The sequence below is a fragment of the Streptomyces rapamycinicus NRRL 5491 genome (assembly GCF_024298965.1).
In the GTDB taxonomy this organism is placed as follows: Bacteria; Actinomycetota; Actinomycetes; order Streptomycetales; family Streptomycetaceae; genus Streptomyces; species Streptomyces rapamycinicus.
This window is the reverse complement of record NZ_CP085193.1, coordinates 2,676,996-2,693,030: the sequence shown is the minus strand read 5'-3', so window position 1 is coordinate 2,693,030 and position 16,035 is coordinate 2,676,996. Positions and strand designations below refer to the sequence as shown.

Sequence of the window (16,035 nt, the reverse complement as noted above, 5' to 3'; positions counted from 1 at the left end):
TCCCGAAGAGAACAACCCGGGCGATTAGCTCAGTGGGAGAGCGCTTCGTTCACACCGAAGAGGTCACTGGTTCGAACCCAGTATCGCCCACCACCCCATGAGGCCGGGCCGCCAGCAGGCGGCCCGGCCTCATGTTTGTGTGCTTGTACGGCCAGGAGCGGGGTATCCGGATAAAGCTTCCGTGGGTGACGATGTGGAGGGGAACTCATGGCCGTCGCGACCGCAGCCGTACTGTCCTTGGACTGTGCCGAACCCGAAGAGCTCGCCGAGTTCTACGCCCGGGTGCTCGGCGCGGAGATCCAGCCGCTGACCACCCCGGACCGAGTCGAGATCGTCGCACCCGGCGGGTCGCGGATGGCCTTCCTGCGGGACCACGGCTTCGCCCCGCCGAGCTGGCCACGGCCGGACGACTCCCAGCAGGCGCATCTGGACCTGCTGGTGGAGGACGTCGACGCCGCGGAACGCCAGGTCGTCGACCTGGGCGCCCGGCCGCTGGACACCAAGAACAACGGTGGCCTGCGCGACATACGGATCTACTCCGACCCGGCCGGCCACCCCTTCTCGCTCCGCCGGGCCTGAACGTCCGGCGCCGGGCCTGGAGCCAGCTGCCGGGCCGGGCCTGAACGTCAGGCGCGCCGGGCCTGAGCGGTCAAGCGCGCCGAGTTCGTACGTCAGGCCGCGGCCGGAAGGTCCGGACGCAGTGGCCACGCCGGGTCGCAGATCTCGTCCGAGCCGTTGAGCGCGAACCACGCCTGCAGCCCCCGGGCCTGCGCCGCGTACCAGACCGTCTGGCGCGCGTGCAGTTCGGCGGGTGTCAGGGTCTCAAGGCGGGAGGCGAACCGGCGGCCCACCGCCCGTACGACATGCAGTGCGGCCGCCGCGTCCGCCGCCGCGTCATGCGCGCCGGTCAGCTCCACGCCGTAGTGCTCACACAGATCGATCAGGGTGCGGCGGCCCTTGCGATAGCGGTCCAGATGCTTGTCCAGCACCCGCGGATCCAGAACGGTCATCGAGCGCAGCGAAAGATAGCCCGCCAGGCTGGAGTTGCGATGCCGCTTCAACTCCCGGTCCAGCAGGGTCAGATCGAACGGCGCGTTCATGATCACCAGCGGGGTGCCCCGCGTGACCTGCTCCGCTATCGCCCGCGCCACCTCGTCCACCACCGGCGCCGGCCATCTGCCGTGGCGCTGGAGATGAGCGTCGGTCAGACCGTGTATCTCGGTGGCCGCCGACGGCACCGGCACCCCCGGACTCACCAGCCAGCGCCGGACCTCCGGGAGACTTCCGGTCCCGCGCTGCACCACCAGGGCCGCCGATACGATCCGGTCATGCTCGACATCGACACCCGTGGTCTCCGTGTCAAAGGCGGCGAGCGGCCCTTCGAACCAGGACGGCATGGCCTCAACTCCTCGTGCATTTCCCCTCGATGACATCTGATCCCGCCCCGACCAGGTGATACCCGGAGGGAGGACCTCGAACCGCCGCTGTTTGCCGAGGTCCTGACGCGGAGACAACACAGGTGTACGAAGCCGGCGACGACCGGAAGGCGTCACGGACATGACGCTCGCAGCACCCGAACCGGCCCCGACGGCGAGCGGCCTTGCCCTGAGCGGATCACCTCCCGTGCGTGGCCAAATCGCCACCACCGCCTGTATGGAGACCCTTCAGGTGGGCTATCTGCACGCGGTGGCCGCCGCAGCGGGCTGCTCACTGGCCCAGCCCTTCCCCGACCACGGCATCGACTGGCACGTCAGCCACAGCGCCCCCGGCCACGCCGTGGACGACGAGGTCACCATCAAGGTGCAGCTCAAGGCCACGTACCAGATCGCACCGGACCCTCCGGGGCCGACCTTCGCCTTCACGCTCGACAACGACCACCTGGTCAAGCTGGCCCGCAGCCCGGTCTCCGTGCACAAGATCCTCGTGGTGATGATCGTGCCGCGCGGCCAGGAGGACTGGCTGCGCGCCGGGCATGACCGCCTGTCCCTGCGCCACTGCTGCTACTGGATCAATCTGGCCGGCCACGCGGTCACGGGCCGCCGCCGGACCACCGTGCGGATCCCGACCTCGCGGATCTTCGACGACCGCGCGCTCTGCGAGATCATGACCCGGGTCGGGGCGGGAGGGAGACCGTGATGGACCGACCATGGCCCCAGGACGACCCGGCACCCTCGTCGGTCCCGCGCCCCGACGAGGTGGATCCGGCCGTCCTCGGCGCCCTGCTCGCCCGGCACGGCTGGCGCCGCCGCGGTGGCGCCCCTGGGCGTTACGCCCGCTGGACCCCGCCGGGCCGGCTCTCGGGCGCCACCAGCCTGCTGGTGCCCGAGAGCCGGGACTTCCCCGACAGCGGCGATCTGCTCGGCGAGGCGCTGATGGCGCTCAGCCGCAGCGCCGCGCCCTCCGCCCGCGAGGTGCTCACCGGCCTCGCCGTGCCCAGCGACGAGATCCGCTGGCGGCGCGAGGTGCCCGAATCCCCCGGTGGCACCTCCGCCTGGACCGCGCAGGAGCGGCTGCGCGCCGCCGCCCGCGACACCCTGCTGGCCGGAGCGCTCGCCGCCCGCGGCCGCGCGGGCTACTACGGCGCCCGGCACCGCCGCGCCGCCGAGGCGTCCCTGGAGCGGGTGCTGACCGGGCCCCCGGGCGCCGAGTCCGGTGGCCGTGAGCTGACCGTCTTCGTCCCCGTCGAGGAGGACGGCCGCGTCACCGCCGTCACCCTGCTGCGCGCGCTGTACGCCCTCCGGGACGCCGCCGACTACCACCGGACGACCGGCGGGATGGAGGCGTATGACGCGGCGGTCGCGGCGGGGGCCAGCCGGGAGCTGACCGAGGCGGTGATCGCGCTGGTCCAGGGCACGGAAGGGGCGCGGGTGGCGCTGGAGTGGTCACCGGCCGCCGGTCCGCCGCAGGGGTTCGCCGCCCGGCCCGATCCAGTGGAGTTCTCGCCCGGTGACCTCCCGGGGCTGAGGGAGGCGGGCGCCCGCTATGTCCGGGATGAGCCGTCCGTACCGGTGTGCCTCACGGGCGCGGTGGTGCGGCTGCGCCGTACCGGCCCCGGCGGTCCCGGGACCGTGCGGCTGCGGGTGCTCTCCGGGGCGGAGGTCGCGCGGGTGCGGATCACCCTGGACGAGGAGGACTACCGCATCGCCGGCCATGCTCATCTGGTGGGGCTGCCGATCCGGGTGCGCGGGCGGCTGGAGAGCAGCGGCGGCTTCCGGCGGCTCAGCGGGGCCGGCGGTGTCACCCCGGTCCAGGTGGACGAGGCCGAGCGGGACCGGCTGGTCAAGTCGCTCCAGGAGAACCTGGACTTCTTCGAGGAGGCGTGCGGCGGCGGCCCCTGACCGCCGCCGGGGACCGTGATGGCGTCGGGCGAGAGCCGCCCCGGGCGGTGACGGCGTCCACAGCCGTTTCGCGGTCCCGCCCGTCGGCTCGGTACGATTCACGCTGCGCGGCATTCGCCGCGGGGAGCCATCCATCAGTCAGGAGAGACCGGTGTCAGACGTCCGTGTGATCATCCAACGCGATTCCGAGCGGGAAGAACGCGTGGTGGCCACGGGCACTACGACGGCGGACCTCTTCACCGGCGACCGCTCGATCGTCGCCGTGCGCGTGGGCGGGCAGCTCAAGGACCTGGCGTACCAGCCGGCCGAGGGTGACGAGATCGAGCCGGTGGAGATCACCAGCCAGGACGGTCTGGACATCCTCCGCCACTCCACCGCGCATGTCATGGCCCAGGCGGTGCAGGAGCTGTTCCCGGAGGCGAAGCTGGGCATCGGCCCGCCGATCAAGGACGGCTTCTACTACGACTTCGACGTCGAGACCCCGTTCCACCCGGACGATCTCAAGCGCATCGAGAAGAAGATGCAGGAGATCCAGAAGCGGGGGCAGCGGTTCTCCCGCCGCGCGGTCACCGACGAGGACGCGCGCGAGGAGCTGTCCGCCGAGCCGTACAAGCTGGAGCTGATCGGGCTCAAGGGGTCGGCCGCGGACGCCGCCGAGGGGGCGTCGGCCGAGGTCGGCGCGGGCGAGCTGACCATCTACGACAACCTCGACGCCAAGACCGGCGAGCTGTGCTGGAAGGACCTGTGCCGCGGTCCGCACCTGCCGACCACCCGGAACATCCCGGCCTTCAAGCTGATGCGCAGCGCCGCCGCGTACTGGCGGGGCAGCGAGAAGAACCCCCAGCTCCAGCGGATCTACGGCACCGCCTGGCCGACCAAGGACGAGCTGAAGGCGTACCTGGACTTCCTCGCCGAGGCCGAGAAGCGCGACCACCGCAAGCTGGGCGCGGAGCTGGACCTGTTCTCCTTCCCCGACGAGCTGGGCTCGGGCCTCGCGGTGTTCCACCCCAAGGGCGGCGTGATCCGCAAGGAGATGGAGCAGTACTCGCGCAAGCGCCACGAGGAGGCGGGGTACGAGTTCGTCAACACCCCGCACATCACCAAGGCCAAGCTCTTCGAGACCTCCGGCCATCTGCCGCACTACATGGACGGCATGTTCCCGCCCATGGAGTTCGAGGGCCAGGACTACTACCTCAAGGCCATGAACTGCCCGATGCACAACCTGGTCTTCCGGGCGCGCGGGCGGTCCTACCGCGAGCTGCCGCTGCGGCTCTTCGAGTTCGGCACGGTCTACCGCTACGAGAAGTCCGGCGTCGTCCACGGCCTGACCCGGGCCCGGGGCTTCACCCAGGACGACTCGCACATCTACTGCACCAAGGAGCAGATGGCCGATGAGCTGGACAATCTGCTCACCTTCGTGCTGGACCTGCTCCGCGACTACGGTCTGAGCGACTTCTATCTGGAGCTGTCCACCCGGGACGACTCCGACAAGTTCATGGGCAGCGACGATCAGTGGGAAGAGGCCACCGAGGAGCTGCGCAAGGCCGCCGAGAAGCAGGGCCTGGAGCTGGTCATGGATCCGGGCGGCGCGGCCTTCTACGGCCCCAAGATCTCGGTCCAGGCCCGGGACGCGATCGGCCGCACCTGGCAGATGTCGACCATCCAGGTCGACTTCAACCAGCCGGCCCGGTTCGAGCTGGAGTACACCGCCGCGGACGGCTCCCGCCAGCAGCCCGTCATGATCCACCGGGCGCTCTTCGGCTCGATCGAGCGCTTCTTCGCGGTGCTGCTGGAGCACTACGCGGGCGCCTTCCCGGTGTGGCTCGCCCCGGTCCAGGCGGTCGGCATCCCGATCGGCGACACCCATGTGCCGTATCTGGAGGAGTTCGCCGCGCAGGCCAAGACGAAGGGGCTGCGGATGGAGGTGGACTCGTCCTCGGACCGGATGCAGAAGAAGATCAGGAACGCCCAGAAGTCCAAGATCCCGTTCATGGTGATCGCCGGTGACGACGACGTCGCGAACGGCGCGGTGAGCTTCCGCTACCGGGACGGCTCGCAGAAGAACGGCATCCCGATCGACCAGGCGCTGGCCGAGATCGCCGACGCCGTGGAGCGCCGGATCCAGGTCTGATCCAACAGCGGTCTCCACGGAGGCCCGGATTCCGAGGGGCGGCCCTGACCAGGGCCGCCCCTCGGCTCTTCCTCACCTCTGCGGGGCGAATATGCTGGCCCGCATGACGAGTGAGCCGGAACAGCAGATCGGAGTGGGGACGCCTGACGCGTTCCAGCGCCTGTGGACGCCCCATCGGATGGCCTACATCCAAGGGGAGAACAAGCCGACCGGCCCGGGCGCGGGCGATGGCTGTCCGTTCTGCTCCATTCCGGAGAAGTCCGACGAGGACGGCTTGATCATCGCTCGCGGCGAGTCCGTGTACGCCGTGCTCAATCTGTATCCGTACACCGGCGGCCATCTCATGGTCGTCCCGTTCCGGCACATCGCCGACTACACCGACCTCACCGCCGAGGAGACGGTGGAGCTCGCGGAATACACCAAGGCCGCCATGACCGCGCTGCGTACCGCCTCGGGTGCGCACGGTTTCAACATCGGCATGAACCAGGGGACCGTGGCGGGCGCCGGAATCGCGGCGCATCTGCATCAGCATGTGGTGCCGCGCTGGGGCGGGGACACCAACTTCATGCCCGTGATCGGCACGACCAAGGTGCTGCCGCAACTCCTCGCCGACACCCGCCGGTTGCTCGCCGACGCCTGGCCCCAGCCGGGGGCCTAGCGGCCGCGAATGGGCCGGGCCCCGGCCGTGTGGCCAGGGACCGGCCCATTCGCGTTCGCCTTACGGGTCGCGCCTTTACGCGTCGCGTCCTTACGCGTCGTACAGATCGGCCTTCTTCGGGGCCACGTCCTGGACCTGGCCGCTGAGGGCCAGCGAGCGGTTGCCGAAGCGCTCGGTGTCCACGCCGTGGTTCTTGAGCACCCCGATGGCCGCCTCATGGACCACCCGCAGCACGGGGGTCGCGGCGCGCAGCGCGTCGTCCGCCATGAAGCGGTGCCGCCAGGGCTTGTCCGCCCAGGCGTGCCGCAGACCGAACGGCTCGGGCAGCACCAGCTTGCCCCCGAGGTGGTCCAGTATCGGCGGGTACCAGGTGAAGGGGGCGCGCGCGGTCAGTCGCACGACCTCCTTCGCGTTCACCAGCGGCAGCGGGATGGACTTGGTCTCCCAGAACCGGAAGGTCTTGGCGACCGTCTTGGAGGGTGCCGAGGGCTTGCTGGTGAACAGCGGGTGCACCGGCCCCAGCGCATGCCCGGTGACCTCGATCCGCAGCGTCTTGTGCAGCAGCGTCACCGTGATCATCAGGGTGATCACCAACTGGCCGTCCCAGAGCACGAACTGCACGCCCAGGTAGTGCCGGTCACCGGCGCCGAACTGCTGCTGGTCGCAGATCCGCTGGAGCTCGACGCCCTTTATCTGGAAGCCCTCCTCCTCGGAGGTGCCGCCGCGCTCGACCGCCTTGGCTCCCTCGCCGATCGGCGAGACCACCCAGTGGCGCACGGAGGGGGTGGGGAAGCCGCCGGTGTGCAGCGGGGTGCGCTCCAGCATGCGCAGCTGGTCGTGGATCGCCCGTATGACGTCCCAGCTGCGGAAGGGGTCGATCTCCTTGTCGGGGTCGGCCGAGACCAAATCCTCGGCCAGCTGCCAGCTGCCCCAGCGGGTGCCCATGCCCAATATGCCCTTGGGACCGGCGTAGAACACCACATTGCTGTACTGCTCTGCGGTGAGCTTGTGGAGCGACTTGCGCAGCTCCTCGGCGGCGGTCTGGCCCGGGTGGTTGGGCACCGTCTCGGGCACCTTGGCGCCGACGCCGCCGCCGGAGAGCAGCCCGCCCCAGGAGTCCCGGAGGTCCTTGGCGGTGCGCTCGCAGATCTGCTTGGCGATGTACCAGCCGATCACCGGGGCGACCACGACGCCGCGCAGGTATATCCCCCAGAAGCCCCCGAAGGGCAGCTTGATCAGGAAGATGACGACCATCACGCCGAGCGCCACCAGCAGCGCCGTGCCGAGTGCGCCCATCCGCTTGTCCTGGGCCCCGGCGACCGAGCGGCGCAGTTGGAAGACGCCGAGCCAGAGCAGCGTCCCGGGCAGGAACAGCAGCCCGAAAATCACCATGACGGCGGTGAGCCGGGCGTCACGGGTCTTGCGGATGCGGTTGGCGGCCAGACAGTGCTCGACGACCGTCTGCGGCTCCATGCCGAAGGACTGGATCACCTGGCCCCGGCCGCCGCCGAGCATTCTCATCTGGACGGCGCGCGCGAACGCCTCGCCCAGGTTCGGCTCGAAGAGCGAGATCCTCGGCTTCTTGACCTCCGAGACCGTCCACTCCGAATTGGCGTCGAGCAACTTTGCCACGGGGTCGTCGCGGTAGGCGGCCGAGGCCAGGGCCTGCGTCGCCGCCGTCTGTCCCGCCGCTCCCGACAGGGGAACCTGCGCCCCGGGACTGAAGTCGAATCCGTCCGTCACCAACGCCCCCAATACGGCACGCTCTTGCGCTGCGACCTCAGCGTATCCGGGGTGTGCACCGCCTGTCGCCAGGGCGTGTGCGGCCTGTGGAAAACCCTCGTGGAGAAGACCGCCCGCGGAGCCGCCCGCGGAACCGCCGGTGGGCGGCCGACGGCGAAGGCCCGCCCGCCCCGGCGCGGTTGGGGCGGGCGGGCCGTGACTTACGCCACGGACGGGCCGTGACATGGCCGTGGACTACGTCGCGGATGTGCCGCGAACTACGCCTCCGCGGCGACTTGTTCGCGCATCCGCTCGGCCAGCTGGTGGGGCATCGGCTCATGCCGGGCGTAGGAGCGGCTGAACCGTCCCGTGCCATGCGAAAGCGATCGCAGATCGACCGCGTACCGACCGATCTCGATCTCCGGCACATCCGCCTTGATCAAGGTCTGTCCGCCGCCGGACTGTTCGGTGCCGACGACCCGGCCGCGCCGGCCGGACAGATCGCTCATGACGGCGCCGACATAGTCGTCCGAGACCAGCACGCCCACTTCCACCACCGGTTCCAGCAGGTCGATCCGGGCGTCGGCGGCCGCCTCGCGCAGCGCGAGCGCGCCCGCCGTCTGGAAGGCGGCGTCGGAGGAGTCCACCGAGTGCGCCTTGCCGTCCAGCAGCGTGACCCGCACATCGACCAGGGGATACCCGGCGGCGACGCCGCGCGCGGCCTGGCCGCGCACGCCCTTCTCGACGGACGGGATGAACTGCCGGGGCACCGCGCCGCCCACGACCTTGTCCACGAACTCGATGCCCGAGCCCTCCGGCAGCGGCTCCACCTCGATCTCGCAGATCGCGTACTGCCCGTGTCCGCCGGACTGCTTGACATGGCGGCCGCGGCCGGCCGACTTCGCCCCGAAGGTCTCGCGCAGCGAGACCTTGTACGGCACCGCGTCCACCTGGACGCCGTACCGGCTGCGCAGCCGCTCCAGCGCGACGTCCATATGCGCCTCGCCCAGGCACCACAGCACCACCTGATGGGTGTCCGGGTTCTGCTCCAGGCGCATCGTCGGGTCCTCGGCGACCAGCCGGGACAGGCCCAGCGACAGCTTGTCCTCGTCCGGTTTGCTGTGTGCCTGGATGGCCACCGGCAGCAGCGGATCGGGCATCTGCCAGGGCTCCATCAGGAGCGGCTGGTCCTTGGACGAGAGGGTGTCCCCGGTCTCGGCGCGGGTCAGCTTGGCCACGCACGCCAGATCGCCCGCGATGGCCTGGGGGAGGGTGCGCTGCTGTTTGCCGAAGGGCGCGGACAGGGCGCCGACCCGCTCGTCCACGTCGTGGTCCTCATGGCCGCGGTCCTCCAGACCGTGTCCGGACACATGGACGGTCTCGTCGGGGCGGAGGGTGCCGGAGAAGACCCGAACCAGGGAGATCCGGCCGACGTACGGATCGGAGGAGGTCTTGACCACCTCGGCGGCCAGCGGACCGTCCGGATCGCAGCTCAGCTGCGGGCGTGCGGCGCCCTGCGGGGTGGTGACGTCGGGCGTCTCGCGCTCCAGCGGGGACGGGAAGCCGCCGGTCACCAGGTCCAGCAGTTCGATGGTGCCCAGGCCCTGCTTGGACCCCGCCGTGGCGGGCGCCGCCGCCAGCACGGGGTGGAAGCTGCCGCGTGCGACGGCCTTCTCCAGGTCCTCGATCAGCGTCTTGACGTCGATCTCCTCGCCGCCGAGATAGCGGTCCATGAGGGTCTCGTCCTCGCTCTCGGCGATGATCCCCTCGATGAGCCGGCCGCGGGCCTCCTCGACCAGCGGCAGCTGGTCCTCCTGGGGCGGCGATTCGGTGCGCACCCCCGAGGAGTAGTCGAAGACCCGCTGGGTGAGCAGCCCGATGAGGCCGGTCACGGGGGCGTGCCCGTCCGGCCCCGGCTCGCCGCGCAGCGGCAGGTACAGCGGCAGCACGGCGTCGGGGTCGTCGCCGCCGAAGCTGTCCCGGCACAGCTCGGTCATCTCCTCGAAGCTGGCGCGGGCGGCTTCGAGGTGGGTGATCACGATGGCGCGCGGCATCCCGACCGCGGCGCACTCGTCCCAGATCATGCGGGTGGCCCCGGTGATGCCCAGGGCGTCCTGGGCGGCCGAGACAACGAAAAGGGCCGCGTCCGCCGCTCGCAGACCGGCCCTGAGTTCCCCGACGAAATCGGCATAGCCCGGGGTGTCCAGGAGATTGATCTTCATCCCGCCCCATTCGACGGGGACCAGCGACAGCTGGATCGAACGCTGCTGCCGGTGCTCGATATCGTCGTAGTCCGAGAGACAGCCGCCGTCCTCGACCCTGCCCGCCCGGTTGACCGCGCCCGTCGCCAGTGCGAGGGCCTCCACCAGCGTCGTCTTTCCGGTCCCACTGTGGCCGACCAGAACCACATTCCGCAGGGAGCTGGGCCGGTCGGCCGCCGCTGCCCTTCCGGCGGCCCCTGGGTGTGTACTCGTCTTGTCGCCCATGTGTCTCGCCTCCCGGTCGACACCTTGCGATACTTCGAGCTTTCCACCCCTGTAACGGTGCGTCCATACGTCACACATGCGGCCGTACCGCGCCCGGGGTCGCGGAGCCGTCCGACAGGTGCACTGCGCCCCTCCGGGGCGTGGCTACGATGGGCGCGCCGGTGGCCTCTTGACCACCCGGCCCGTTTCGACCCCCCGGGAAGGCCATGCTGAACAAGTACGCGCGTGCATTCTTCACGCGTGTTCTCACACCGTTCGCCGCCCTGCTGATCCGCCTCGGGGTCAGCCCCGACGCGGTGACCCTCACCGGCACCGCCGGCGTGTGCGCGGGCGCACTGGTCTTCTACCCCCGGGGGGAGTTCTTCTGGGGCACCGTCGTCATCACGCTGTTCGTCTTCTCCGACCTGGTCGACGGCAATATGGCGCGGCAGCTGGGGCGCTCCAGCCGCTGGGGCGCGTTCCTCGACTCCACGCTGGACCGGGTGGCCGACGGCGCGATCTTCGGCGGTCTGACGTTGTGGTACGCGGGCCGCGGGGACGACAATGTGCTGTGTGCGGTGACGATCTTCTGCCTCGCCAGCGGCCAGGTGGTCTCGTACACCAAGGCCCGCGGCGAGAGCATCGGCCTGCCGGTGAACGTCAACGGGCTGGTGGAGCGTGCCGAGCGGCTGGTGATCTCGCTGGTGGCGTGCGGCTTCTCGGGGCTGCACAAGTTCGGCGTGCCGCATATCGACATCCTGCTCCCGATCGCGCTGTGGATCGTGGCCGTCGGCAGCGCGGTGACCCTCGTCCAGCGGGTGGTGACGGTGCGCCGGGAGGCCGCCGAGGCGGACGCCGGGGAGCGGACGGTGCCCCAGGGGGGCGAGGCGCGGTGAACGAGAGGCTGACCGACGCGCTGTACGGACTCGGCTGGGGCGTGGTCAAGAAGCTCCCGGAGCCGGTGGCCGTGGCGCTCGGGCAGCGCATCGCCGACCAGACGTGGAAGCGGCGCGGCAAGGGGGTGCTGCGCCTGGAGGCCAATCTGGCGCGCGTGGTGCCGGACGCCTCGCCCCGGCGGCTGGCCGAGCTGTCGCGGGCGGGCATGCGCTCGTACCTGCGCTACTGGATGGAGTCCTTCCGGCTTCCGGCGTGGAGCCCGGAGCGGATACGGGGCGGCTTCGACGTCAAGGACGTGCACTATCTGGTGGACGGTCTCGCCGAGGGCCGGGGCGTGGTCCTGGCGCTGCCGCACATGGGCAACTACGACCTCGCCGGGGCCTGGGTGACCACCCATCTGGGGGTGCCCTTCACCACGGTCGCGGAGCGGCTGAAGCCGGAGTCGCTGTACGACCGGTTCGTGGCCTACCGCGAGGGGCTGGGCATGGAGGTGCTGCCGCACCAGGGCGGGAGCGCCTTCGGGACGCTGGCGCGGCGGCTGCGCGCGGGCGGTCTGGTGTGCCTGGTGGCCGACCGCGATCTGTCGGCCTCGGGCGTGGAGGTGTCGTTCTTCGGCGAGCGGGCGAAGATGCCGGCCGGGCCGGCCGCGCTCGCCCTGCAGACCGGCGCCCTGCTGCTGCCGGTGACCCTCTGGTACGACGAGTCGCCGGTGATGCGGGGGCGGGTGCATCCGCCGGTCGCGGCGCCCGGGGACGGGAACCGCGAGGAGCGGGTCGCCGTCATGACCCAGGAGGTGGCCGACGCCTTCGCCTCGGGGATCTCCGAGCACCCGGAGGACTGGCACATGCTGCAGCGGCTGTGGCTCGCGGACCTGGATCGCGGTCCCGGAAGCGCCGGAAGTCCCGAGGGCCCCGGCGGCCCTGGACGCCCTGAAATGGAGAAGCCTTGAGGATCGGGATCGTCTGCCCGTACTCCTGGGATGTCCCAGGCGGCGTCCAGTTCCACATCCGCGACCTGGCCGACCATCTGATCCGGCGCGGCCACGAGGTCTCCGTGCTGGCCCCGGCGGACGACGAGACGCCGCTGCCGCCGTACGTGGTCTCCGCCGGGCGCGCGGTGCCGGTGCCGTACAACGGCTCGGTGGCCCGGCTGAACTTCGGGTTCCTGTCGGCCGCGCGGGTGCGCCGCTGGCTGCACGACGGCGCCTTCGACGTCATCCACATCCACGAGCCCACCTCGCCGTCGCTGGGGCTGCTGGCCTGCTGGGCGGCCCAGGGGCCGATCGTCGCGACGTTCCACACCTCCAATCCCCGCTCCCGGGCCATGATCGCCGCGTATCCGATCCTGCAGCCGGCGCTGGAGAAGATCAGCGCGCGGATCGCGGTGAGCGAGTACGCGCGCCGGACGCTGGTGGAACACCTCGGCGGGGACGCGGTGGTCATCCCCAACGGCGTCGATGTGGACTTCTTCGCCGACGCCGAGCCGAAGGAGGAGTGGCGGGGGGAGACGATCGGCTTCATCGGCCGGATCGATGAGCCCCGTAAGGGGCTGCCGGTGCTGATGCGCGCCCTTCCGAAGATCTTCGAGGCCCGGCCGGGAGCGCGGCTGCTGATCGCCGGGCGCGGTGACGAGAAGGAGGCCGTGGCCGATCTGCCCGCCCCGCTGCGGGAGAGCGTGGAGTTCCTGGGGATGGTCAGCGACGAGGACAAGGCGCGGCTGCTGCGCAGTGTCGATGTCTACGTCGCGCCCAATACGGGCGGCGAGAGCTTCGGCATCATCCTCGTCGAGGCCATGTCGGCGGGGGCCGCGGTCCTGGCCAGCGATCTGGACGCGTTCGCCCAGGTGCTGGACGGGGGAGCGGCGGGCGAGCTGTTCAGCAACGAGGACGCGGACGCCCTGGCCGCTGCCGCGGTGCGGCTGCTGGGCGACGAGAAGCGGCTGGCCGAACTGCGGGAGCGGGGCAGCCGGCACGTACGGCGCTTCGACTGGTCGACGGTGGGGGCGGACATCCTCGCGGTCTACGAGACGGTGACGGACGGGGCGGCGTCGGTGGCCGCCGACGACCGTACGCGGCTGTGGGCGCGGCTGGGGCTCGCCAGGGACTGAGCGCTCCGCTGGAAGTGTCGCGATGGGCCGTCGGTCGGCCGCGGCGCCGTCGTGGCTGGTCGCGCCCGCGCGGCGGAGCCGCACATCGACACAGCCCCGCGCGAACCGCAGCGGACTTCCTCCGACCTGCTCAGGACCCGCCAGGAGGGGCCTCACACCGCCGCGCGCGGCGGTCCCGGCTGAGGGCTCCACCCCGGACTCCGGGGGCGGCAGGCGGTAGCGTGGCGGGCCGTGAGCACCTTGATCTGGATCGCGGTCGTACTGGTCGTCGTCGCCGTCTATCTGAGCTGGACCGCGGGACGCCTCGACCGGCTGCACAGCCGTCTGGACGCGGCGCGGGCCGCGCTGGACGCGCAGCTGCTGCGGCGTGCCTCCGTCGCCCAGGAGCTGGCCACCGCCGGAGTGCTCGACCCCGCCGCCTCGATCGTGCTGTACCAGGCCGCGCACGCCGCCCGGCAGTCCGAGGAGGAGCACCGCGAGGTCGCCGAGAGCGAGCTGAGCCAGGCGCTGCGGGCCGTCTTCGAGGCCAGCGCGCAGGCCGAGGCGGTACGGGAGGCGCCGGGCGGTGAGGACGCGCTGGGGGAGCTCACGGAGTCGGTGCGGCGGGTGCCGATGGCCCGGCGGTTCCACAACGACGCGGTGCGGGCGGCGCGGGCGCTGCGCCGCCATCGGATGGTGCGCTGGTTCCGGCTGGCGGGCCACGCTCCGTTTCCGCTCGCCTTCGAGATGGACGACGAGCCCCCGGCGGCGCTGGGGCGGGTACCGGGCACCGAGGAAGCCGAGCGCTGAGGAGCTCTGTGCCGAGGGGGCGGTCGCCCCTCGCGTACCGAGGATTCACCGGTCGCTTCGAGCCACCGGCCTTTGATTGGCCCTTGCCGATCCCCGCCCCGACGCGGTTTTGTCATTCGTGTAGCACACACGCTCGTGATCTGGACCAGATGGCCGGGTCATGTACCGGTATCGAACGGCCCTACGATGGGCTCATCGCACTTTTCATTATCGAGTGAGGTCAAACCGTGTCCATCACGCCCGCCAGCACGTCCAACTCCGACGCCCCCGCGACCGGCACCGCCCGCGTCAAGCGCGGTATGGCCGAGCAGCTCAAGGGTGGCGTGATCATGGACGTCGTCACCCCCGAGCAGGCCAAGGTCGCCGAGGACGCCGGAGCCGTCGCGGTCATGGCCCTCGAGCGGGTGCCGGCCGACATCCGTAAGGACGGCGGCGTGGCCCGGATGTCCGACCCGGACATGATCGAGGGCATCATCGGCGCCGTCTCCATCCCGGTGATGGCCAAGTCGCGGATCGGCCACTTCGTCGAGGCGCAGGTGCTGCAGTCGCTCGGCGTCGACTACATCGACGAGTCCGAGGTGCTCACCCCCGCCGACGAGGTCAACCACAGCGACAAGTGGTCCTTCACCACCCCGTTCGTCTGCGGAGCCACCAACCTGGGCGAGGCGCTGCGCCGGATCGCCGAGGGTGCGGCCATGATCCGTTCCAAGGGCGAGGCCGGTACCGGCAACGTCGTCGAGGCCGTGCGCCACCTGCGTCAGATCAAGGGCGAGATCGCCCGGCTGCGCGGCCTGGACAACCATGAGCTCTACGCGGCCGCCAAGGAGATCCGCGCCCCGTACGAGCTGGTCGCCGAGATCGCGCAGACCGGCAAGCTGCCGGTCGTGCTGTTCTCCGCCGGTGGCGTCGCCACCCCGGCCGACGCCGCGCTGATGCGCCAGCTCGGCGCCGAGGGCGTCTTCGTGGGCTCCGGCATCTTCAAGTCGGGCGACCCGGCCAAGCGCGCCGCCGCGATCGTGAAGGCCACCACCTTCTACGACGACCCCAAGGTCATCGCGGAGGCGTCCCGGAACCTCGGCGAGGCCATGGTCGGCATCAACTGCGACACCCTCCCCGAGTCCGAGCGCTACGCCAGCCGCGGCTGGTAACAGGCGTCCGTACGGCACCACATGGCACCACGTGTCCCGGCCCGGCGGCCCGGCGCGTGGTGCCCCTGACGTTCGAGAGGTCTTCGCTTCCGTGACTACGTCGTCCACACCGGCAACGTCCACCGCCGACGCCCCCGTGATCGGTGTGCTCGCCCTCCAGGGCGATGTCCGCGAGCATCTCGCCGCGCTCACCGCGGCCGGGGCCACCCCCCGGCAGGTCCGCAGGCCCGAGGAGCTCGCCGAGGTCGCGGCCCTGGTGATCCCCGGGGGCGAGTCGACCACCATGTCCAAGCTCGCGATCATCTTCGGGCTGCTGGAACCGCTGCGCGAGCGGGTCAGGGCCGGGATGCCGGTGTACGGTACGTGCGCGGGCATGATCATGCTCGCGGACAAGATCCTCGACGGCCGGGACGACCAGGAGACCATCGGCGGCATCGACATGATCGTGCGCCGTAACGCCTTCGGCCGTCAGAACGAGTCCTTCGAGGCCGAGGTCGACATCCAGGGCATCGACGACGGCCCGGTCGAGGGGGTCTTCATCCGCGCACCGTGGGTCGAGTCCGTGGGCGGCGGTGCCGAGGTGCTCGCGACGTTCGACGGGCACACCGTCGCCGTACGGCAGGGCAAGGTCCTGGCGACCTCGTTCCACCCCGAGCTGACCGGGGACCACCGGGTGCACCGGCTCTTCGTCGAGATGGTGCGGCGCGCGTAACCGTCGGCGGAGGATGGTGGCGGGAGACCTCGCCGCAGGCCGGGCCTGTCCCGGTAGGATCTCAGGCGT

At 71.0% G+C, this 16,035-nt stretch carries 14 protein-coding genes and 1 tRNA gene; 12 read left to right on the top strand and 3 right to left on the bottom strand.

What is annotated here, in order from left to right; translation table 11 throughout:
• The first annotated feature begins 18 nt into the window (after positions 1-18).
• Together LIV37_RS10560 and LIV37_RS10555 are read left to right on the top strand one after the other, a co-directional pair.
• A tRNA-Val gene (locus LIV37_RS10560) sits at positions 19-93 on the top strand.
• Positions 94-207: 114 nt separating this feature from the next.
• Positions 208-579 carry a VOC family protein gene (locus LIV37_RS10555; protein WP_020867103.1) on the top strand — a complete coding sequence of 124 codons (372 nt, stop codon included), beginning with the start codon at positions 208-210 and terminating at the stop codon, positions 577-579.
• Positions 580-671: 92 nt separating this feature from the next.
• Here the strand turns inward: LIV37_RS10555 and LIV37_RS10550 are convergent, their stop codons facing one another.
• Positions 672-1,397 carry a 3'-5' exonuclease gene (locus LIV37_RS10550; RefSeq protein WP_020867102.1) on the bottom strand — a complete coding sequence of 242 codons (726 nt, stop codon included), beginning with the start codon at positions 1,395-1,397 and terminating at the stop codon, positions 672-674.
• A gap of 160 nt (positions 1,398-1,557) precedes the next feature.
• Here LIV37_RS10550 and LIV37_RS10545 point away from each other — a divergent pair, with 160 nt between their 5' ends.
• The 4 genes from LIV37_RS10545 to LIV37_RS10530 all read left to right on the top strand — a co-directional run bounded on the left by LIV37_RS10545 (position 1,558) and on the right by LIV37_RS10530 (position 6,127).
• Positions 1,558-2,136 (top strand): DUF4365 domain-containing protein, encoded by a 579-nt coding sequence (locus LIV37_RS10545; protein WP_373920605.1) that lies wholly within the window; start codon positions 1,558-1,560, stop codon positions 2,134-2,136.
• Entirely contained in the window at positions 2,136-3,338 is a 1,203-nt protein-coding gene (locus tag LIV37_RS10540) for a hypothetical protein (RefSeq protein WP_020867100.1), read from the top strand. The genes LIV37_RS10545 and LIV37_RS10540 overlap by 1 nt, the downstream gene beginning before the upstream one ends.
• A gap of 151 nt (positions 3,339-3,489) precedes the next feature.
• On the top strand, positions 3,490-5,469 hold the full coding sequence (gene thrS / locus LIV37_RS10535; protein ID WP_020867099.1) for a threonine--tRNA ligase: 1,980 nt from the start codon (positions 3,490-3,492) through the stop codon (positions 5,467-5,469).
• Between the two features lie 91 nt (positions 5,470-5,560).
• Complete coding sequence (locus LIV37_RS10530) at positions 5,561-6,127, top strand: HIT family protein (protein ID WP_121825617.1); 567 nt, start codon at positions 5,561-5,563, stop codon at positions 6,125-6,127.
• A 90-nt stretch (positions 6,128-6,217) separates the two neighbouring features.
• On the opposite strand, the gene LIV37_RS10525 is transcribed toward LIV37_RS10530, so the two are convergent.
• Entirely contained in the window at positions 6,218-7,870 is a 1,653-nt protein-coding gene (locus LIV37_RS10525; protein WP_185057958.1) for a hypothetical protein, read from the bottom strand.
• 257 nt (positions 7,871-8,127) lie between these two features.
• The gene (locus tag LIV37_RS10520; protein ID WP_121825618.1) at positions 8,128-10,335 is read right to left on the bottom strand and encodes an elongation factor G-like protein EF-G2; all 2,208 of its coding nucleotides are present in this window, start codon (positions 10,333-10,335) and stop codon (positions 8,128-8,130) included.
• Between the two features lie 206 nt (positions 10,336-10,541).
• On the opposite strand from LIV37_RS10520, the gene pgsA reads away from it, so the two are divergent.
• The 6 genes from pgsA to pdxT all read left to right on the top strand — a co-directional run bounded on the left by pgsA (position 10,542) and on the right by pdxT (position 15,966).
• The gene (gene pgsA / locus LIV37_RS10515) at positions 10,542-11,210 is read left to right on the top strand and encodes a phosphatidylinositol phosphate synthase (protein WP_020867095.1); all 669 of its coding nucleotides are present in this window, start codon (positions 10,542-10,544) and stop codon (positions 11,208-11,210) included.
• Positions 11,207-12,160, top strand: coding sequence for a phosphatidylinositol mannoside acyltransferase (locus LIV37_RS10510; protein WP_020867094.1), 954 nt, complete (start codon positions 11,207-11,209; stop codon positions 12,158-12,160). Before pgsA ends, LIV37_RS10510 begins: the two co-directional genes overlap by 4 nt.
• Entirely contained in the window at positions 12,157-13,317 is a 1,161-nt protein-coding gene (locus LIV37_RS10505; RefSeq protein WP_020867093.1) for a glycosyltransferase family 4 protein, read from the top strand. The genes LIV37_RS10510 and LIV37_RS10505 overlap by 4 nt, the downstream gene beginning before the upstream one ends.
• A 231-nt stretch (positions 13,318-13,548) precedes the next feature.
• Entirely contained in the window at positions 13,549-14,106 is a 558-nt protein-coding gene (locus LIV37_RS10500) for a hypothetical protein (protein ID WP_020867092.1), read from the top strand.
• Between the two features lie 227 nt (positions 14,107-14,333).
• Positions 14,334-15,254: a pyridoxal 5'-phosphate synthase lyase subunit PdxS gene (gene pdxS / locus LIV37_RS10495; protein ID WP_020867091.1), complete on the top strand. Its 921-nt coding sequence runs from the start codon at positions 14,334-14,336 to the stop codon at positions 15,252-15,254.
• 91 nt (positions 15,255-15,345) lie between these two features.
• The gene (gene pdxT, locus LIV37_RS10490) at positions 15,346-15,966 is read left to right on the top strand and encodes a pyridoxal 5'-phosphate synthase glutaminase subunit PdxT (protein ID WP_121825619.1); all 621 of its coding nucleotides are present in this window, start codon (positions 15,346-15,348) and stop codon (positions 15,964-15,966) included.
• Positions 15,967-16,035 lie beyond the last annotated feature (69 nt).

What these genes read in the sequence shown, in the direction of transcription:
- LIV37_RS10555 (WP_020867103.1), top strand. Translation starts at nt 208, where the DNA reads ATGGCCGTCGCGACCGCAGCCGTACTGTCCTTGGACTGTGCCGAACCC.
- LIV37_RS10530 (WP_121825617.1), top strand. Translation starts at nt 5,561, where the DNA reads ATGCTGGCCCGCATGACGAGTGAGCCGGAACAGCAGATCGGAGTGGGG.
- LIV37_RS10545 (WP_373920605.1), top strand. Translation starts at nt 1,558, where the DNA reads ATGACGCTCGCAGCACCCGAACCGGCCCCGACGGCGAGCGGCCTTGCC.
- LIV37_RS10540 (WP_020867100.1), top strand. Translation starts at nt 2,136, where the DNA reads ATGGACCGACCATGGCCCCAGGACGACCCGGCACCCTCGTCGGTCCCG.
- LIV37_RS10520 (WP_121825618.1), bottom strand. Translation starts at nt 10,335, where the DNA reads ATGGGCGACAAGACGAGTACACACCCAGGGGCCGCCGGAAGGGCAGCG.
- LIV37_RS10550 (WP_020867102.1), bottom strand. Translation starts at nt 1,397, where the DNA reads ATGCCGTCCTGGTTCGAAGGGCCGCTCGCCGCCTTTGACACGGAGACC.
- pgsA (WP_020867095.1), top strand. Translation starts at nt 10,542, where the DNA reads ATGCTGAACAAGTACGCGCGTGCATTCTTCACGCGTGTTCTCACACCG.